Annotated in this window: 22 protein-coding genes; 9 read left to right on the plus strand and 13 right to left on the minus strand. The window is 68.1% G+C overall.

Translation table 11 applies throughout. The features are described 5' to 3' along the window. Nucleotides 1–2: 2 nt before the first annotated feature. Both A5756_RS16440 and dtd read right to left on the minus strand, forming a co-directional pair. Entirely contained in the window at nucleotides 3–914 is a 912-nt protein-coding gene (locus tag A5756_RS16440; protein ID WP_066954359.1) for a class I SAM-dependent methyltransferase, read from the minus strand. Nucleotides 915–981: 67 nt separating this feature from the next. Continuing rightward, on the minus strand, nucleotides 982–1,413 hold the full coding sequence (gene dtd / locus A5756_RS16445) for a D-aminoacyl-tRNA deacylase (protein WP_066954362.1): 432 nt from the start codon (nucleotides 1,411–1,413) through the stop codon (nucleotides 982–984). A gap of 51 nt (nucleotides 1,414–1,464) precedes the next feature. On the opposite strand from dtd, the gene A5756_RS16450 reads away from it, so the two are divergent. Beyond that, entirely contained in the window at nucleotides 1,465–1,770 is a 306-nt protein-coding gene (locus A5756_RS16450) for an MTH1187 family thiamine-binding protein (protein ID WP_066954365.1), read from the plus strand. On the opposite strand, the gene A5756_RS16455 is transcribed toward A5756_RS16450, so the two are convergent. After that, entirely contained in the window at nucleotides 1,767–2,261 is a 495-nt protein-coding gene (locus A5756_RS16455) for a macro domain-containing protein (RefSeq protein ID WP_082948149.1), read from the minus strand. The genes A5756_RS16450 and A5756_RS16455 overlap by 4 nt on opposite strands. Before the next feature lie 34 nt (nucleotides 2,262–2,295). Here A5756_RS16455 and A5756_RS16460 point away from each other — a divergent pair, with 34 nt between their 5' ends. Continuing rightward, on the plus strand, nucleotides 2,296–3,570 hold the full coding sequence (locus A5756_RS16460) for a competence/damage-inducible protein A (protein WP_066954368.1): 1,275 nt from the start codon (nucleotides 2,296–2,298) through the stop codon (nucleotides 3,568–3,570). A gap of 1 nt (nucleotide 3,571) precedes the next feature. Here the strand turns inward: A5756_RS16460 and A5756_RS16465 are convergent, their stop codons facing one another. Further along, nucleotides 3,572–4,834 (minus strand): sialate:H+ symport family MFS transporter, encoded by a 1,263-nt coding sequence (locus A5756_RS16465; RefSeq protein WP_197505784.1) that lies wholly within the window; start codon nucleotides 4,832–4,834, stop codon nucleotides 3,572–3,574. A 52-nt stretch (nucleotides 4,835–4,886) separates the two neighbouring features. Here A5756_RS16465 and A5756_RS16470 point away from each other — a divergent pair, with 52 nt between their 5' ends. From A5756_RS16470 to A5756_RS16480, 3 genes are all read left to right on the plus strand, one after another. After that, a complete protein-coding gene (locus tag A5756_RS16470) occupies nucleotides 4,887–5,954 on the plus strand; it encodes an amidohydrolase family protein (protein WP_066954370.1) in 1,068 nt (355 codons plus the stop codon). 79 nt (nucleotides 5,955–6,033) lie between these two features. Continuing rightward, nucleotides 6,034–6,273 (plus strand): hypothetical protein, encoded by a 240-nt coding sequence (locus tag A5756_RS16475; protein ID WP_066954374.1) that lies wholly within the window; start codon nucleotides 6,034–6,036, stop codon nucleotides 6,271–6,273. 66 nt (nucleotides 6,274–6,339) lie between these two features. Next, nucleotides 6,340–6,732, plus strand: a complete 393-nt coding sequence (locus A5756_RS16480) for a phage holin family protein (protein ID WP_066954377.1) — start codon at nucleotides 6,340–6,342, stop codon at nucleotides 6,730–6,732. Here A5756_RS16480 and A5756_RS16485 read toward each other — a convergent pair. From A5756_RS16485 to A5756_RS16510, 6 genes are all read right to left on the minus strand, one after another. After that, nucleotides 6,729–7,511, minus strand: a complete 783-nt coding sequence (locus A5756_RS16485; protein ID WP_066954381.1) for an enoyl-CoA hydratase/isomerase family protein — start codon at nucleotides 7,509–7,511, stop codon at nucleotides 6,729–6,731. The two genes, A5756_RS16480 and A5756_RS16485, sit on opposite strands and share 4 nt — an antisense overlap. Further along, nucleotides 7,508–8,479, minus strand: a complete 972-nt coding sequence (locus A5756_RS16490; RefSeq protein ID WP_066954384.1) for an FAD-dependent oxidoreductase — start codon at nucleotides 8,477–8,479, stop codon at nucleotides 7,508–7,510. The genes A5756_RS16485 and A5756_RS16490 overlap by 4 nt, the downstream gene beginning before the upstream one ends. 16 nt (nucleotides 8,480–8,495) lie before the next feature. Beyond that, nucleotides 8,496–9,083 carry a hypothetical protein gene (locus tag A5756_RS16495; RefSeq protein ID WP_197505785.1) on the minus strand — a complete coding sequence of 196 codons (588 nt, stop codon included), beginning with the start codon at nucleotides 9,081–9,083 and terminating at the stop codon, nucleotides 8,496–8,498. Nucleotides 9,084–9,188: 105 nt separating this feature from the next. Continuing rightward, on the minus strand, nucleotides 9,189–9,683 hold the full coding sequence (locus A5756_RS16500) for an SRPBCC family protein (protein WP_066954387.1): 495 nt from the start codon (nucleotides 9,681–9,683) through the stop codon (nucleotides 9,189–9,191). Next, nucleotides 9,683–10,312, minus strand: coding sequence for a nitroreductase family protein (locus A5756_RS16505; RefSeq protein WP_066954390.1), 630 nt, complete (start codon nucleotides 10,310–10,312; stop codon nucleotides 9,683–9,685). Before A5756_RS16505 ends, A5756_RS16500 begins: the two co-directional genes overlap by 1 nt. Nucleotides 10,313–10,323: 11 nt before the next feature. Then, nucleotides 10,324–10,806 (minus strand): carboxymuconolactone decarboxylase family protein, encoded by a 483-nt coding sequence (locus tag A5756_RS16510; protein ID WP_066954393.1) that lies wholly within the window; start codon nucleotides 10,804–10,806, stop codon nucleotides 10,324–10,326. Between the two features lie 129 nt (nucleotides 10,807–10,935). On the opposite strand from A5756_RS16510, the gene A5756_RS16515 reads away from it, so the two are divergent. The 3 genes from A5756_RS16515 to A5756_RS16525 are packed head-to-tail and all read left to right on the plus strand — an operon-like array spanning nucleotide 10,936 to nucleotide 13,806. Then, nucleotides 10,936–11,625: a hypothetical protein gene (locus tag A5756_RS16515; protein ID WP_232005354.1), complete on the plus strand. Its 690-nt coding sequence runs from the start codon at nucleotides 10,936–10,938 to the stop codon at nucleotides 11,623–11,625. Between the two features lie 9 nt (nucleotides 11,626–11,634). Continuing rightward, entirely contained in the window at nucleotides 11,635–13,077 is a 1,443-nt protein-coding gene (locus A5756_RS16520) for a class I adenylate-forming enzyme family protein (RefSeq protein WP_066954401.1), read from the plus strand. A 15-nt stretch (nucleotides 13,078–13,092) separates the two neighbouring features. Continuing rightward, nucleotides 13,093–13,806 (plus strand): hypothetical protein, encoded by a 714-nt coding sequence (locus A5756_RS16525; RefSeq protein WP_066954404.1) that lies wholly within the window; start codon nucleotides 13,093–13,095, stop codon nucleotides 13,804–13,806. Here A5756_RS16525 and A5756_RS16530 read toward each other — a convergent pair. Both A5756_RS16530 and A5756_RS16535 read right to left on the minus strand, forming a co-directional pair. After that, on the minus strand, nucleotides 13,792–14,778 hold the full coding sequence (locus A5756_RS16530; protein ID WP_066954407.1) for a nitronate monooxygenase family protein: 987 nt from the start codon (nucleotides 14,776–14,778) through the stop codon (nucleotides 13,792–13,794). The two genes, A5756_RS16525 and A5756_RS16530, sit on opposite strands and share 15 nt — an antisense overlap. Further along, nucleotides 14,775–15,167: a tautomerase family protein gene (locus tag A5756_RS16535; protein WP_066954410.1), complete on the minus strand. Its 393-nt coding sequence runs from the start codon at nucleotides 15,165–15,167 to the stop codon at nucleotides 14,775–14,777. Before A5756_RS16535 ends, A5756_RS16530 begins: the two co-directional genes overlap by 4 nt. 94 nt (nucleotides 15,168–15,261) lie before the next feature. On the opposite strand from A5756_RS16535, the gene A5756_RS16540 reads away from it, so the two are divergent. Further along, nucleotides 15,262–16,131 (plus strand): LysR family transcriptional regulator, encoded by an 870-nt coding sequence (locus tag A5756_RS16540; protein WP_066954413.1) that lies wholly within the window; start codon nucleotides 15,262–15,264, stop codon nucleotides 16,129–16,131. Nucleotides 16,132–16,176: 45 nt separating this feature from the next. Here the strand turns inward: A5756_RS16540 and A5756_RS16545 are convergent, their stop codons facing one another. Next, entirely contained in the window at nucleotides 16,177–16,776 is a 600-nt protein-coding gene (locus tag A5756_RS16545) for a TetR/AcrR family transcriptional regulator (RefSeq protein WP_066954417.1), read from the minus strand. Nucleotides 16,777–16,783 lie beyond the last annotated feature (7 nt).

Consider the following 16,783-nt stretch of genomic DNA (forward strand, 5'->3'; position numbering starts at 1 on the left):
TGTTACCGCGTTGCCGTGATGTATTGGGACCGCATGAAACTGTCGATTTTGACGTCGACATCGGGCGGGGTCATCCCGTAACCGGCCTGCAGGTCGAGCGTGTTGCGGACGGGCTCGACGGTCCACCCGTGCGCGGCCAGCCGTTCCGCGGGGTCGGTCTGGGGTTCGTAGGTCAGCGCGGAGAAATCGACGTCGCCGGACATGTTGACGCCGGGGTGCGCCGTCTCAAGGGCCTCGAGCTGGTCGTGGTCCAAACGGGATCCCAACGCGCCGATGGCAATCCGGCTGCCGGGCGCACTGAGTCCACTGATCCGGGTGAAGAGCGTGTTCTGGGCCTCGTCGGTCAGGTAGGGCAGCACTCCCTCCACCGACCAGGCGCTGGGGCGTTCCACGTCGAAGCCGGCGGCCTCCAGAGCCCGCGACCAGTCGGCGCGCAGATCGGCGGCAACCTCTACCCTGGGGGCCTTGGGTTTGGCGCCGTGCTGCGCGAGCACGTGTGCCTTGAACTCCAGCACCTTCGGCAGGTCGACCTCGAAAACCCTTGTGCCCGGTGTCCATTCGAGTCGATATGCGCGGGAGTCCAGGCCGGCGGCCACGATCACCGCCTGTCGTATGCCCGCGGCGCCGGCGGCAACGAAGAAGTCGTCGAAGAACCGGGTCTGTACGCCGTAGAGACGGGGGAAGGCCATCTCGTCCTCGGAGGTCCCCGGGTTGGCGAGCACGCCCGCCAAATACGGGTCTTTCGAGGCCTCGATGAATACCTTGGCATAGTCGTCGCGGACCAGCGGCTGCGGGCTCACGGCATGCAGCGCACGCCATCCGGCCACCAGCAAGGCGGTGTAGCCCACGCTGCTGACGATGTCCCAATGGTCATCGTCGGAACGGAGCGAGCCAAACTCGGGCGTCGCGGTCATGGTCGCCCCTCCCGTCAACGATCGGTCACGAAAAATCGGCCTGTCCCAACGTACCTGCAATCGCGGGTCAGAGCTCCAGTAGCACCGTGACCGGGCCGTCATTGACCAATTCGACCTGCATGTTCGCGCCGAACACCCCGCTGTGGACTTCGGCGCCCAGCCGTTGCAACGCGTCGGCGAATGCCGCCACCAAGGGCTCGGCGACCGCGCCCGGAGCGGCCGCATTCCAGGATGGTCGTCGGCCCTTGGCGGTGTCGGCGTACAGGGTGAACTGGCTGACGACCAAGATCGGCGCGTTGACGTCGGCGGCCGACCGCTCGTCGCTGAGAATCCGTAGATTCCAGAGCTTTTCGGCGAGCCGTCGCGCCTTGTCGGCATCGTCGCTGTGGGTGACGCCGACGAAGGCCAGCAGGCCCTGACCGGCGGGCCGGATGGCGCCCACCACCTCGCCGCCGACCGACACCGTCGCCGAAGCGACCCGTTGCACCAAAACCCGCATGGGCCTTGATGCTGCCAGGCCGACACTCAAATGGTTGGGTAGGCTCGTTGAGTGTCTGTGCTTGTCGCGTTCTCCGTCACGCCCATGGGTGTGGGCGAGGGTGTCGGCGAGATCGTCGCCGAAGCGGTTCGGGTAGTGCGCGATTCCGGCCTGCCGAATAAGACCGATTCGATGTTCACCGTGATCGAGGGTGAAAGCTGGGAAGAAGTCATGGCGGTCGTGCAGCGAGCGGTCGAGGCGGTGGCCGCTCGCGCGCCCCGGGTCAGCACGGTGATCAAGGCGGACTGGCGGGCCGGTGTCAGCGACGCGATGACGCAGAAGGTCGCCTCCGTCGAGCGTTACCTCGAAGAGGATTAGCCGGCAACGGCGTCCCGGAACGCGCGCCCGGCCGCGTCGCCGTGAACGGCGAACACCACCTTCTCCAACGATTTCGCCTCGTGTCGCCGGACGGCGTCGACCATCAGCCTCGCCGCCTCATCCAGCGGGAAGCCGCCGACGCCGGTGCCGAAGGCCACCAGGCCGAGGGTGCGGCAGCCGAGCTCGTCGGCCTTCCGCAGCGTGGAAGCGGTGGCCCGCGCGATGATCTCCGCCGACGTCGGGCCGCCGAGCTCCATGGTCGCGGCGTGGATTACGTAGCGCGCCGGCATGTCGCCGGCCGTCGTCTCGACGGCATCCCCGAGCCCGATGGGCGCCTTCTCGGTCGATTCCCGCTGCAGGTCCGGGCCGCCGGCGCGGGCAATGGCCGCGGCGACACCGCCACCGTGCCGCAGTTGCGTGTTGGCCGCATTGGCGATCGCGTCGACTTCGAGCTTGGTGACGTCGGCCTGCAAGACCTCTAGCTCGGTCATCGGCCCATTGTCTCTCAGCCCTGCCAGTAGGCTCATGGCGGTGAGCGCACGCGCAGGAATCGTCGTCACCGGAACCGAAGTCCTCACCGGGCGCGTCCAGGACGCGAACGGACCCTGGATCGCCGACCGCCTGCTGGAGCTGGGCGTCGAGCTGGCGCACATCACGATCTGTGGCGACCGCCCGGAAGACATCGAGGCGCAGCTGCGCTTCATGGCGGACCAGGGCATGGACCTGATCGTCACCAGCGGTGGCCTTGGACCGACGGCCGACGACATGACCGTGGAGGTGGTGGCCCGGTTCTGCAACCGCGAGCTGGTGTTGGACGACGAGACCGAGAACAAGATCGCGAACATCCTCAAGAAGCTGATGGCGCGATTCGAGGGCGTGGACTTCGAGGCGGTGCGCGCCGCCAACCGCAAGCAGGCGATGATTCCCGCCGGATCGCAGGTGCTCGACCCGGTCGGCACCGCGCCCGGCGTGGTCGTGCCCGGCAAGCCGACGGTCATCGTGCTCCCGGGGCCGCCCCGCGAGCTGCAGCCGATGTGGCACCGGGCCATCGAGACGCCCGCCGCCCAGCAGGCGATCGCCGGCCGAACGCTCTATCGGCAGGAAACCGTGCGCATGTTCGGGCTGCCCGAGTCGGGCCTGGCCGAGACCCTGCGCGATGCCGAGGCGTCGGTGCCGGGCTTCGAGTCGCTCGAGATCACCACCTGCTTGCGGCGGGGCGAGGTCGAGATGGTCACGCGCTACGAGCCGGACGCCGCCGCCGGTTACGCGAAGCTGATCCAGCTGGTGCGTGACCGACACGCACAGCAGCTGTTCTCCGAAGATGGTTCGACCGTGGACGATCTGGTCGGCCAAGCGCTGGCCGGTCGTCGGATCGCGACGGCCGAATCCTGCACCGCGGGGCTGGTGGCGGCGCGACTGACCGACCGGCCCGGATCGTCGGAGTATGTGGCCGGCGGGGTGGTGGCCTATTCGAACGATGCGAAAGCGGAACTGCTGGGCGTCGATCCGGCGCTGATCGAGGCCCACGGCGCGGTGTCCGAGCCGGTGGCCGAGGCGATGGCGGCCGGGGCGCTACGCCGTTTCGGCGCCGACACCGCCGTCGCGATCACCGGGATCGCCGGCCCCGGCGGAGGCTCTCCCGAAAAGCCGGTTGGCACGGTGTGTTTCACGGTGGAGCTCTCAAACGGCCGCACGGACACCCGCACGTTGCGGCTGCCCGGCAACCGCTCGGACATCCGGGAGCGCTCGACGACAGTGGCGATGCACCTGCTGCTGCGCCTGCTGAACCATTCGGACTGACTCACGTCACTTCGGTTGGCAGGAAAGCGCTTTCGGCGGTGCCGAAACGAATTCCGGTGGCGTCCTTGCCGATCAGCGTCAGGAACGCCACCGCGATCAGCACCGGCACGATCGTCGCCGCCAGGGCAAAGGGATAGCCGTGCGACTCGGCCAGCCGTTCCTGGATGGGGAGGTTGAACGCGGCCAGCAGGTTTCCGAGCTGGTAGGTGACGCCGGGGTACAGGCCGCGGATGGCGTCCGGCGACATCTCGGTCAGGTGGGCGGGAATCACCCCCCATGCGCCCTGCACGAACAGCTGCATGAGGAACGAGCCGAGGCACAGCATCGCGGCGGCGCGCGAGTAGGCGAACAGCGGAACGATCGGCAGCGCCAGCAGCGCGCAGAAGATGATGGTGTAGCGACGGCTGAATCGCTGCGACAGCGTGCCGAAGAACAGGCCGCCGATGATGGCACCGAGGTTGTAGACGATGACGATCCACTTGACCGTCGCGCTGGACAGTGCGGCGCCGTGGTTGGCGGTCGACGTCAGGAAGGTCGGGTAGACGTCCTGGGTGCCGTGGCTCATCCAGTTGAAGGCCGTCATCAGCAGCACCAGGTAAATGAACCGGCGGATGATCACCCCGTCGCGCAGCACGTCGCGGATCCTGGTGCTGGTGAGCTTCATCTGGTCCTGCGCGGCCTCCCAGACTTCGGACTCCTCCACCCGGTAGCGAATGATCAGGCTGACCAGCGCCGGAACGATGCTCAGCGCGAATAGCCACCGCCAGGACAGCCCCAGCCAGTTCATCACCACCAGCGAGGCGACGCTCGCCAACAGGTAGCCGAACGCGTAACCCTCCTGCAGCAACCCCGAGAAGAACCCGCGTCGCTCGACGGGCACCTTCTCCATGGCGAGCGCGGCCCCAAGACCCCACTCGCCGCCCATGCCGATGCCGTACAGCAGGCGCAGGATCACCAGCACGGTGAAGTTGGGGGCGAACGCGCACAGGAAGCCGACCACGGAGTAGAACATCACGTCGACCATCAGCGGCAGCCGCCGGCCGACGCGGTCGGCCCACAACCCGAACAGCAGCGCGCCGACGGGACGCATCATCAGGGTGGCCGTGGTGACGAAGGCGACCTCCGCCTTGCTGTGGTGGAAAGTCTTTGCGATGTCGGCGTAGACAAGCACGACGATGAAGTAGTCGAAGGCGTCCATCGTCCAGCCCAACAACGCCGCGATGAATGAGTTTCGCTGATCGGCGGTCAACCGTTGAGTTGTCACGTCAGCATCGTGCAGTACCGAGCGCGATGGCGCGAGAGTAAGTTGCGAATACATGCGCATCATCGACGCGGACGGACACGTTGCCGAGAACCCCTCGTTGGCAATCGAAGCGATCAAACGCTGGCCGCAGCACGTCAAGCCCAGCACCGACGGGCGGCTGCGGCTGACGTTCGAAGGCCGCAACTATCCGGAGGATCAGGGCCCGGGCGCCGGCTGTCCGCCCGAGCACGGCATCAGCAAGGCGCCGGACATCAACTGCCGGTCGACCGAAGGCGTGCTGGGGGATGCCGACCGCGACCACATCGACACCATGGTGTTGTACCCCAGCCTGGGGCTGTGCGCCCCGACGCTCGAGGATCCCGAGTTCGGGGCGGGATTCTCCCGGCTCTATAACCAGTGGATCGCGGATTATTGCGCCCCGTCGGGTGGACGGCTGCGCGGCGTCGCGGTAACCCCCATCGAGCACGGCCAGGCGGCGATCGACGTCATGACCGAAGCGAAAGAGCTTGGGCTGGTGGCAACTCTGGTTCCGCCGGCACTCAAGACGCGCAATCTCGACCACCCCGACCTGGACCCCTTTTACGCCGCCGCGGTCGACCTCGACATGCCCCTGGGCATTCACGGCGCCCCGGGCATCCACCTGCCGAAGATCGGTGTCGACCGCTTCACCAATTACATTCAGGTGCATTGCATCAGTTTCCCGTTCGATCAGATGACGGCCATGACGGCGCTGGTCTCCGGCGGCGTCTTCGAGCGGCACCCGCGGTTGCGGGTTGCCTTCCTCGAGGCGGGTGCGGGCTGGGTCCCGTTCTTCATGGATCGCCTGCACGAGCACTACGAGAAGCGCGGCGACTGGGTCGAACGCGGCTGGCGGCGCGACCCGCACGAGTACCTGTCCGCGGGCAACATCTGGGTGACGTGCGAGCCGGAGGAACCGATCCTGCCCGGGGTGATCGACGTGCTCGGCGCCGACTTCATCATGTTCGCCAGCGATTACCCGCACTGGGACGGTGAATGGCCGGAAAGCACCAAGCACCTGCGGACCCGTCCGGACATCACCGAAATGGCCCGCGAAAAGATCGGCGGGTTAAACGCCCAGCGCTTCTACAATTTGAATTGAGCGGCCGCGCAATCCTCGTGGCAGTCGGCCCGATAGCCTGAGGAGAAAGCGGGGATGTTTGAGAGGCGACGATCCGAAGATGACTGACAAATGGTTCTCCGATAGCAGCGCGCCGGGGCAGTTGACCCTCGCCGATCTGTGCGACCAGATCGAGCAGAAAATGCACCTCAACGCCGACAACCAGAAAGCCCCGCAGGAGTTCCCCGATTGGCAGTCGTGTGTGGCGGATCGGGACGCCACCATCTATAAGTTGAGCGCGGCCGTCGTCAACCTGTGCCAGATGGTGAAGTACCTGGCGTCGCAGCGCGGCGACGCTTAGCGAGGAATATCGGCAGTCAACTCAACAGGCTGCCTTTCGCGCACGCCTGGTGAGAGGATCTTGGGCATGGGCCCTTTCCTGCTTCGCGCCGCACTGACCGGTTTCGCGCTATGGCTGGTCACCAAGTTCGTCCATGGGATCACGTTCGTCGGCGGTGACACGAAGCTGGAACGGGTCGGCATCATCTTCGTCGTCGCCGTCATCTTCGGACTGGTCAACGCGTTCATCAAGCCGATCGTCCAGTTCTTGTCGATCCCGCTGTACATCCTGACCCTGGGGCTGTTTCACGTCGTCGTCAACGCGCTGATGTTGTGGATCACCGCCCTAATCACCGAGCACACCACACATTGGGGTTTGCAGATCGATCATTTCTGGTGGACGGCGATCTGGGCGGCGATCGTGTTGTCCATCGTGAGCTGGGTGCTGTCGCTGATCATTCGGGACGTCAGCCGGCGTTAGCGGCCCTGCCACCGCGGCGGACGCTTCTCGGCAAAGGCCCGCGGCCCCTCCTTGGCATCCTGCGTCTCGAAAATGCGGTCGCTGTGCTGGGTTTCGTTGTCGTACGCCGCCGCGAGGTCGAGCGCCAGACCCTCGACGGCCGACTGCTTCGTCGCGAACACCGCGAGCGGCGCGTTCGCCGCGATGCGCTCGGCGTAGTCGTACGCGGTATCCATCAGCCGTTCCGGCGGGACCACGCGGTTGATCAGCCCCATCGCCAGCGCGCGGTCCGCGTCGACCATGTCGGCGGTCAGCAGTAGCTCCATCGCCAGCGGATAGGGCATCTGACGCGGCAGCCGCACGGTGCTTCCGCCGCCGGCGAAAAGGCCCCGCTTGGGCTCCATCACCGCGAATCGCGCGGCGGGCACGGCGACGCGGATGTCGGTGGAACTCAACATCTCGAAGCCGCCCGCGACGCAAGTGCCGTTGACCGCGGCGATGATCGGTTTGTAGACGGGGAAGTGGTGCAGGACGGCGTGGATGGCGTCGTCCTTGTTCCAGCCTTCGGGCTGCGGCAGGTCGCCGGTGAGTTCGGGGATGAACTTCTTGAGGTCGGCGCCGGTGCAAAAGTCTTGCGCGACACCGGTGATCACCGCCACCCAGGCGCCGGCGTCGTCGCGGAACGCCGCCCACGCGTGGGCCAGGTCGCGGAAGTGTTCCATGTCCAACGAGTTGCGGGTCTCGGGACGGTTGATCGTGATGGTGGCGATGTGGGCGTCCAGCGCGTAGTCGATGCTCACCGCGCCTCCCGCTGACCGGCGAGGCGGACCACGTCGCGCGCGCAACCCCATGACAAGGTCACGCCGTTGCCGCCGTGGCCGTAGTTGTGGATGCACCGGGCCCGGCCCAGCGGCTCGGCCTGCACCCGCACCGAGGGGCGGTCGGGACGCAGCCCGGTGATGATCTCTATCACCTCGGCTTCGGCGAGCCGTGGCTCGATCTGGCGGCAGCGGTGCAGGATTCGTTCGGTCACGTCGGGGTCCGGGGTGGTGTCCCGGCGGCCGGGGATGCTGATGCCGCCGCAAACGACGCGCTGTGGGTGGGGGAAGTAGCAGGTCCATTCCGGCCCGCCGTTGATTTCCAGAAAGAGTTGCCGCAGGCCGGGATTGGTGAGCACGACGTGCTGGCCGAACAGCGGGCGCAGCGTGTCGTCACCGGTCAGGGATCCCGCGGCCAGACCGGCGCAGTTGACTACGGTCGGCGCGGCGTCGGCGACCTCGGCCAGTGACCGCACCGGTTGCTCCTCGATTGCGCAGCCGGCCGCGGCCAGCCGCCGGGTCAGGTAGTCGAGATAGTGCGGCATGTCGATCATCGGCAACGTGGCGCGAAATCCGTTGCTAAAGCCCGCCGGAAGGTCGGCGGGGTCGGCGGGGCGCAGGTCGGGAATCAACGCCGCGGCGGACGACATCGCCTCGGCCGCAGTCAGTTCACCGACCGCCATCGCGGGCGACAGTTGAACGCCGGAGTCGGCGTCGTCCGCGAGTTCGCGGAAGACCCGCAGGGAGTGCTCGGTCCAATCCAGCGTGCCGCTTGCACGCTCCGCCGGCCGCGGCGGCAGCCATACCGCGCCCGCCACCTTGGAGGTCGTGTGCTGTGGCGTGGCGGCCGTCCAGACTCGCACCGACCAGCCGGCCTCGGCCAGGCACACGGCCGACGTCAGACCGCTGACACCGGCGCCGACGACGACAGCTCGTTGCGCACTGGCCACGGCCCGTCAGGAACCGTCAGTTGTGGGGAGCGGGCGAGGACGGCTGTTGTCCGCCCTGGCCGCCGCCGAGCAGGCCGTTGAGGAGACCGAGCGTGCTCTGCACACCGGCCGGCGGTGTAGTCGGCGGCAGGGCGGCGTCCGGGGTCAGCTGCCACGGCTGGCAACCCGAGGTCTTGAACGCCTTGTCGGTCGGGTCGATCAGCACCACCTGAGGCTTCTTGCTCATCGAATTGTCGATGATGTTGCCGTCCGGATTGCTCATCCGCTTCCAGTAGCAGGTGCCGTTGTCGAGCGGCCCCCCGGAGCTGTAGATGCCCGGCACAATGTCGGACCCGACGTTGTAGATGCCGTCCTTGTCGATGCTCGTCTTCGGTCCCGGTGCCGGTGAGGCGGCCGGCGAGGCGCCAGCGGACGGCGAGGGGGAGGCGGCCGACGAGGCGGCGGGAGAGGGTGCCGGTGAGGCCGACGACGGTGGCGGTCCGGGTGCGGGTCCCGTCGGGTCCGGGTCGGCCCCCGCGACGCCCACCGCCGCTGCCCAGCCCGCGATCATCAACCCCGCGACGGCCAACCTTCCGGCCGTAGATACACCAGCCTCAATCCCCATAGCACGTCAGCGTACCGGGCTGAGCAGCCGAATTCACGCAAAGCGGCATCCGCCGGCCGGCGCCCCCGGATGCGTAACCCATGGTCACGGCGCCCAACGAACCCCTCAGGGGAGCCGCCGCACGCGGCCGGCGTAGCCGAGCGCGTGCTCGTACGTGTCGAGGTTGTCCCGGGAAATCTTCGCGTGCACCGGGCGTTCGAGGAAGAACCGCAGCAGCGGGTTGTATGCGTGATAGGTCTCGTGGAAGGTCAGCACGGTGGTGCCGTCGGGCTGCTCCTCAAGCCGGTGATAGCCCTCGGCCCGGGACCACAGCGGCGCGCCGACGGCCACGTAGCGTGACAGCTTGTTGGTTTCGGCTTCGGTGACCGTCTCCCACGACCGCGCCCGGCCCCCAGACAGCAGGTACTTGGGCACCGGGTAGACGCAGGTGCGGACCAGGCCCTCGCCGGCCTCGTTGCCCTCGTTGAGGATCTCCATGCTGCCGGTGGGCCATTTGAGGACTCGGGGGCGCGGCGCGTTGGGCGGCGCCGGCGGATGCAGCACCCGCCACACCTTCGCCGGCGGTGCGTCGACGTGAAATCGCACGGTGTAGGACTGCATCAGCCGTCTCCCCAGCTATCCCAGAACGTCACGGTTTCCGCGGGCGGGCGGGTGGCCGGCCGGAAGTCGGTGCCGATCGTATAGGCCACCGGAAACAGCGCGGCCTGCGTCACCGTGTCCGGGATACCGAGCAATTCGGCCACTTCCCGTTCCTTGGCCAGATGCATCGTCGTCCACACCGATCCCAGCCCCCGCGACCGCAGGGCGAGCAGGAAACTCCAGCCGGCCGGGATGATCGACGCCCAGGCCGACGCGGCGGTCAGCAGAGTCGAGTTGTCGATGCGGTTCGCCAGGCACGGGATCACGTGCACGGGGACTTTACCCAGCGTGTCGGTCAGGGCCAGCGCGCCGGCGTACACGCGCTGGGTCTGCGGATCGGATGCCTGCTTGGTCGCGTAAGCAAGGTATTCGGCGCCGATGCTGCGATAGATCTCGCCGATAGCGGCGCGCTTGTCGGGGTCGGTGATCACCAGCCAGCGCCAGTCCTGCGCGTTGCTCGCCGTGGGCGCCTGCATCGCCAGCCGAATGCACTCGAGGATCACCTCGCGGCCGACCGGCCGGTCCAAGTCGAGGCGCTTTCGCACCGACCGCGTCGTCGTCAGTAATTCGTCGACGGTCGCCAGGTCCATTCGGTTCCTTACTAGAGATCGATTGCGCAGGACTGGTCGACGCCCAGCACGGTCAACGAGCGTCCCAAGCCCAGAAATACCGCGACGCAGAGGGTGAGATCGAGGATCTCGGGGTCGGAGAACGACTCGCGGAGCCGCTCGAAGAAGGCGTCGTCCAGGGAGACATGGTCGGTGGCGAAGCGCTCGGCGTACTCGATGGCAAGCCGTTGGCGCGGCGTGTAGCCGGGGTAGCTGGCGTACGCCGCGACGTTCTCGTAGAGCTCCGCCGTGACGCCGGCGTCCAGCACCGACTGGGCCCGAAAGCCCGAGCATGCGACGCAGTCGTTGATCTGGGCGATGCGCATCCTGGCCAGCTCGCGCTCGTCGGCCGGCAGAACGCTCTGCTGGTATGCGCCGCGGATCATCCGCTCCACCATGTCGCCGAGTTGCGGCCGCAGCGTCCAGATCATGGCGGCTTCGCCGCCGGGGCCATCCGGCACGTTGAGACGGGCCATCGGCGACTCCTGCCCGGTGAGTTAATTACTGAGTCGAGCAAACCAGTTCGCAACTCGGCTGTCCAGGGCGTAATCGCGCAGCTGTAGACCCGACAACGCGTTCGGAGTTACCGTCTCGGCGTGCTGTTCATGCACGAGGTGCACAAGGTGCGCGGCCGCTGCGAAGACGATTTCGAGGCCGCGTTCCGACAGGGCTGGATGCCCATGCTCGCCGCCGGTGACGATGCCCGGTTGCTCTGGTACGCCGACCACGCCCAGGGCAGCGGACCGTCTTACACCGTCGTGACCATCACCGCCGTTCGGGACGGGGCGGCGTGGGAGCGCCTCGCGATCCGGGTGCAACAGGGTGATTTGCAGGCGTGGATGCGCGAGCTGGACGACCTGCGCTACGACGTCGAGGCCAAACTGCTTGCGCCGCTGCCGTGGTCGCCGCTGCAGGAGATCACGTCGCGCGAGGTGCCGGTCGACGGCCGGGAGCACGAACTCAGCCTCTACATGGAAGACACCATGTGGCCCTACCCGGACAAGTTCGAGGAATACATCGATCGCAGCGGCGACGTGTACGCCCAAAGCCTGCAGCGGCCGTCGTCAATGCTGGTGATCCAGGCGGCTTTTCAGCCCGCGCTGGGCAGCCACCTGCGCCGGGAGGTCGTCCTGATGCAGCGCATTCAGCGGCCCGACCAGCTGCTGGGGCTGCTAGAGACCCGGATCCCCTCCGAATACCGCGCGCCGGGGACGTGGATGCACGACGCCCTGAACCTGCGGGACCAGTGGACCAGTCGGCTGCTGCGCACCTCCGCGTGGTCACCCCTGCACTGAGCCGCGCGCATGACTATCGCAACGATGCTCGAGGCCGCCGCGGATGGCGATCCCACCCGGATCGCCCTCATCATCGAGGGGCGCTCGATCGGCTACGGCGAGCTGGCGACCATCGTGAACCGGTGCGCCGCCGGCCTGGCCGCCCGCGGCGTGGCGGCCGGCCAACGCGTCGCCGTCGTCGACGGCGGAAGCGTGCTCTCGATCGCGACCGTGCTGGGGGCGGCCCGCGTCGGCGCCGCGGCGGCGCTGATGAACCCCGCGCTGACCCCGCCCGAACTGCACGGGCTCTTGACGAGCGCGGGCTGTGCCGAGGTGGCCGTAGCGGGGGAGCCGTACGGGCAGCGGCTCCGCGAGGCCGGTGCGCCGACGGTGGTCACGAGCAGCGATCTGCTGGACGGCGCCGGCGGGTCAGCGCCGCCGTCCAGCGACGACGCCGACCGCGACGCCTTGGTCTTGTTCACCAGCGGGACAACGGGACTCCCGAAGGCCGTCGGTATCAGCGGCCGGCAACTGACAAGGCGGATCAAGGGGATGGCGGCACCGTTCCGGGCCGACGCCAGACCCTCGGTGGGGATGATGTGCGTCCCGTTCTTCCACGTCGGGGGCGCGCTGGGCACGCTCGGCAGTTTGTACTCGGGCAATACGTCGGTGGTACAGCGACGATTTGACGCGGGCGAGTGGTTGCGCCTGGTGTCCGAGCATCGGGTGAGCACCACGTTCCTGGTTCCAGCGATGCTTCAGCGCATCCTCGACCATCCCGACTTCGCCGCCGCCGACTTGTCGTCGCTGGTCGCCGTCGCCTACGGCGCCGCCGCCGCGCCCATCAGTTTGGTGCGCCGGGCGATGGACGCCCTCCCACATGTGGCGTTCGCCAACGTATTCGGGCAGACGGAGACCCTCGGCGCCTACACGACGCTGCTGCCCGCCGATCACCGCGATCCGGCCCGCGCGGGATCGGTCGGCCGGCCGCTGCCCGGTGTCGACGTGCGAGTGGTGGACCCCGAGACGGGGAAGGACGTCGAGCCGGGAACGGTCGGCGAACTGTGGGTCAACACCGCCCAGAACGTCACCGAAGGTTGGCTGCGCACCGGGGACCTCGCCCGCCAAGACCCCGACGGCTACCTCTTCCCGAGCGGACGGCTCAGCGACACCATAAACCGCGGCGGCGAGAAGTTCGGGCCGATCGAGGTGGAGGAGGCGCTTCGTTCCCACCCGGCGGTGCGCGACGTCGCGGTCGCCGGAATCCCCGACGACGAGCTCGGCCAACGTGTGGGGGTGGCCGTGACGGCTTGCGCGCCGGTGACCCTCGAACAGCTGCGAGCGCACTGTCGCGAGTTGATCGCCTACTTCAAACTGCCCGAACGGCTGGCGATCGTCGAGCAGATCCCGTACAGCTCGACCGGCAAGGTGAACCGCCGCGAGCTCGCCGCGCTGATCGCCAAAGACGCTTGACGGCAAGGAGTTCCGATGCTGTTCCTACACGAAACCCACCAAGTGGTCGGCGCGCGGCAGGACGAATTCGAGGCCGCATACCGCGAGGGCTGGATGCCCACGCTGGCCCACGGGGACGAGGCCCGGCTGCTCTGGTACACCAATCACGCCCACGGCTCGGGGCTGTCCTACAACGTGGTCACCATCACCGGCATCGCCGACGGCGCGGCCTGGGAAAGGCTGGCGCGCCGGACCCAGAGTGGTGACCTGCGCCCGTGGATGCGTGAACTGGACGACCTGCGCCACGAGGTAACGGGCAAGCTGCTGCTGCCGGTTAGCTGGTCACCGCTGCAGACCCTCGACCTGGCCGGCGTGCCGACCACGGGCGAGACGCACCCGCTGACGATGTTCATGGAGGACACCGGCTGGCCGTACGCGCCGCTCGACGACTACATCCGGTCCTGGGACGAGATCTACTACCGGCCGCTGTCCCAGGCGCCGGCCCGAATGCGCATCCTCGACATCCAGGCGTGCTTCCAGGTGGCGCATGGGAGCAATCGGCGCCGAGAGGCCATGCTCTGGCAGAAGATCGATGACTCCAACAACTACGCGGCGCTGGTCCATCTGCTGACCAAGGAGATCCCGCCGGAGCACCGGGCGCCGGGCAGCTACATGTTCGACGCCCTGCAGTACCGCGACCAGTGGCAGAGCCGCCTGCTGCGGACCTCGGACTGGTCACCGCTGTACTGAGTCCGGCCCGGTCGCGCGATTCAGGATGCGGCCGGCCTGCTCGACCATGTCGGCCACGATGTCGGCCGCGGGCCGAACTCGCCGGACGAGCCCCACCCCCTCACCGACCAGTATGGCGGCACTGTCGAAATCCTCTGCCGCGACGGCCTTTTCGTAGTCGATTATCGCTTCGGGCAGCGACGCGGCCAGTTCATCCTCATTGCCGTGCCAGGTGTCGAGGAAGGCGTTGCCGAGCGCCCGCGCGGTGTATCCGGCCGGCCAATCCAGCCGCCGCACCAGGTCGTAGGCACGCGTGCGAACGGTGTTGTCACCGCCGGCCGTCAGCGCCCGCTCGTGCGCGCGGGGCGACACCAACGCCTCCGGCGACGCCCAGAACCGGGTGCCCACGAGCACGCCGTCGGCGCCGAGCGCCAGCGCGGCGGCCAGGCCACGCCCGTCGGTCACCCCGCCCGCGGCCAGCACCAGCGTGTCCGGTGCGCGTTCGGCGGCCAGGTCGACGACGTCGGGCACCAGCGTGAAGGTGGACCGGACGGTCATGCCGTGGCCGCCGGCCTCCCCGCCCTGCGCCATCACCACGTCGGCGCCGGCGTCCAGGGCCTGGCGTGCGTGGTCGAGCGTCTGCGCCTGCGCGATCAGGGGGGCGCCGGCGGCGCGGATGCGGTCGGCGAAGGGCTGCAGGTCACCGAAGGACAGCATGATCGCGGCGGGCCGCCGGGCCAGGGCCTCGTCGAGCAGCTCAGGTTGGCGGGCCAGGCTCCAGGTGATGAACCCGCAGCCGACGTCAGCCCCGTCGGCCCGGTCGAATTCGCGCCGCAGCCATTCCGCGTCGCCGTAGCCGCCGCCGATGAGGCCCAGGCCGCCGGCCGACGTCACCGCCGCCGCGAGCCGGCCACCGGAGATCATCGCCATCGGGGCCAGCACGATGGGGTGTTGGATGCCGAAGGACTCCGTGAGCCGGGTGTCGAGGCTCATGGCAGCTCGCCGGTGAGAAACTGTGCCCGGCCGTAGCCGAAAGACCAATCCTCGTCGCCATTTTCGGTGATCGAGACGATCAGGTCGGCCGGGTCGAGACCGCACCGCTCGGCCAGGTTGGTCGCCAGCAGCTCGTAGAATTTCTCCTTCATCGCCCGCGTACGCCGCCGGCTCACCACGTTGACGATCACCTGGTGCGACGAGCGGCTGATGCCGAGACCGGTATCTAAAGCGACGATTTCGTGGGCGGGATGGGTGCGCACCACTTGATAGCGGTCGCGCGGCGGCACCCCGAACGCTTCGACGACGGATTCGTGAACCGCGTCGAGCAGGGCCCCGACCTCCGACGGCGTGCGGCCCTCGATGAGGTCGATGTATAGCAGCGGCATTTCGGCTCCTTAAGATCTCTGTCCTGGCAACGACGTTAGGTCCGTCGAGACGGCCTGTGAAATGCCTGCTGTAATCGATCTATGCTTGTCAGGCATGGGCGCATTGGCGGGCGGTCGAATCGAGTTGCGCCACCTCCGGGCGTTCGAGGCGGTGGCGCGACTGCAGTCGTTCACCGGGGCCGCCGACGAACTCCGCATCACCCAACCGGCGCTCAGCCGCACCATTCGCCAACTGGAAGATGCGCTCGGCGTGACCCTGGTGGATCGCACCTCGCGACACGTCGAGACCACCCAGGCCGGGCGGACGTTCCTCGACCACGTCGCGCGGATCCTCGCCGAGCTCGACCAGGCGTTCGGCGCCGTACGCCGGCAGGCGAGCATCGGCCTCGGATTCAGCTGGTTGCTGCCCGATCCGTGGGCGCAGGACACCGTTGCCCGCTTCGAGCGGGCCACCGGGACCACGGTCAGGCTGGTCCGCACCGACGATGCGCTGAGCGCCGTACAGCAGGGCAGGGTCGACGTCGCCGTCGTCCGCGGCCAGGTGACGGCCGCTCAGGTGCGGATGGTGCACCTGTTCGACGAGGCCCGCGTGGCCGTGTGTTCGGTCCACTCGCCGCTGGCCACCAGATCCGAACTGGACTGGGCCGAGGTCCCGCAGTGGCCGCTGGTCGTCAACACCGCCAGCGGGACCACCGGGCCCTGGTCATGGCCGGCGGGCGAGGGACCGAAAACGGTCGTTGAGACAACCAACTTCGACGAATGGCTCGAATCCGTCGCGGCCGATCGCGGCATCGGTGTGATCCCCGACGTCGCGGTACGGCGCAACATCCACCCCGGCGTCCGGTTCGTCGCGCTGCGCGGAGCCCCCGCGAGCTCGGTCTCGATAGCGTTCTTGCCGCGCGCCCGCAACGCCGTGCTGCGCCGCTTCGTCGAGGCGGCCGTGGAGAGCGCGCAAAGTGTTTGAGCCCACGGCGGGGTTATCCGGCGTGTCGTCGCCCTCGACGCACACTCAAGCAGGGAAAACGAAGCCCGAGCGCAGCAGCTCCAGGCTGGCCGCGACGAGTTCGCCGAGGTCGCCCCTGCAGCCGTTGCGGCCCCAATTCTCCACTGCGACGACGAGCGCGGCGGCCAGGGCGGAGCCGGTTACCTCGGCGAGCAGATCGATGTTCGCCACACCCGGGTTTCGATCCCTGACGAAATCGGTCAGCACCTGGGCGAACGACGACTGCACGACGCGCAGGTGGCTCGCGATGCGCTCCGCGCTGATCAACTCCGCGCGGGCCGTCGCGGCCTGGCGGACCACTTCGAGGTCGTGCGGGAAGGCCGCGACGCTCGCCAGCACCGCATCGAACAGCGACTCGGACGCGGGACGGTCGGCTAGCGCCTCGGCCAGCCACGCCAGCTGCGTCTCGTAATCCTGGAAGAGCACCGCCTCCTTGGTGGGGAAGTGGCGAAAGAAAGTCCGCTCGGTTACGCCGGCCTCCCGGGCCAGCTCGGTCACGGTGACGTTGGTAAACCCTTTGCGCGCAAAGCTTTTCAATGCCGCTTGGCGTAGCGCCTCGTGCGTCGATCGTCGGCGTAGCTCATGACGGTTCGTCGGCGCGTTCATCCCCCCG

It is taken from the genome of Mycobacterium sp. 852002-53434_SCH5985345 (assembly GCF_001667155.1).
Taxonomy (GTDB): Bacteria; Actinomycetota; Actinomycetes; order Mycobacteriales; family Mycobacteriaceae; genus Mycobacterium.

Coding starts and splice junctions, on each gene's coding strand:
- A5756_RS16535 (WP_066954410.1), bottom strand. CDS start 15,167: ATGCCGCTGCTATACATCGACCTCATCGAGGGCCGCACGCCGTCGGAG.
- A5756_RS16520 (WP_066954401.1), top strand. CDS start 11,635: ATGACTATCGCAACGATGCTCGAGGCCGCCGCGGATGGCGATCCCACC.
- A5756_RS16495 (WP_197505785.1), bottom strand. CDS start 9,083: ATGGGGATTGAGGCTGGTGTATCTACGGCCGGAAGGTTGGCCGTCGCG.
- A5756_RS16525 (WP_066954404.1), top strand. CDS start 13,093: ATGCTGTTCCTACACGAAACCCACCAAGTGGTCGGCGCGCGGCAGGAC.
- A5756_RS16470 (WP_066954370.1), top strand. CDS start 4,887: ATGCGCATCATCGACGCGGACGGACACGTTGCCGAGAACCCCTCGTTG.
- A5756_RS16515 (WP_232005354.1), top strand. CDS start 10,936: ATGCACGAGGTGCACAAGGTGCGCGGCCGCTGCGAAGACGATTTCGAG.
- A5756_RS16500 (WP_066954387.1), bottom strand. CDS start 9,683: ATGCAGTCCTACACCGTGCGATTTCACGTCGACGCACCGCCGGCGAAG.
- A5756_RS16480 (WP_066954377.1), top strand. CDS start 6,340: ATGGGCCCTTTCCTGCTTCGCGCCGCACTGACCGGTTTCGCGCTATGG.
- A5756_RS16440 (WP_066954359.1), bottom strand. CDS start 914: ATGACCGCGACGCCCGAGTTTGGCTCGCTCCGTTCCGACGATGACCAT.
- A5756_RS16540 (WP_066954413.1), top strand. CDS start 15,262: ATGGGCGCATTGGCGGGCGGTCGAATCGAGTTGCGCCACCTCCGGGCG.
- A5756_RS16455 (WP_082948149.1), bottom strand. CDS start 2,261: ATGACCGAGCTAGAGGTCTTGCAGGCCGACGTCACCAAGCTCGAAGTC.
- A5756_RS16505 (WP_066954390.1), bottom strand. CDS start 10,312: ATGGACCTGGCGACCGTCGACGAATTACTGACGACGACGCGGTCGGTG.
- A5756_RS16475 (WP_066954374.1), top strand. CDS start 6,034: ATGACTGACAAATGGTTCTCCGATAGCAGCGCGCCGGGGCAGTTGACC.
- A5756_RS16510 (WP_066954393.1), bottom strand. CDS start 10,806: ATGGCCCGTCTCAACGTGCCGGATGGCCCCGGCGGCGAAGCCGCCATG.
- A5756_RS16530 (WP_066954407.1), bottom strand. CDS start 14,778: ATGAGCCTCGACACCCGGCTCACGGAGTCCTTCGGCATCCAACACCCC.
- A5756_RS16460 (WP_066954368.1), top strand. CDS start 2,296: ATGGCGGTGAGCGCACGCGCAGGAATCGTCGTCACCGGAACCGAAGTC.
- A5756_RS16545 (WP_066954417.1), bottom strand. CDS start 16,776: ATGAACGCGCCGACGAACCGTCATGAGCTACGCCGACGATCGACGCAC.
- dtd (WP_066954362.1), bottom strand. CDS start 1,413: ATGCGGGTTTTGGTGCAACGGGTCGCTTCGGCGACGGTGTCGGTCGGC.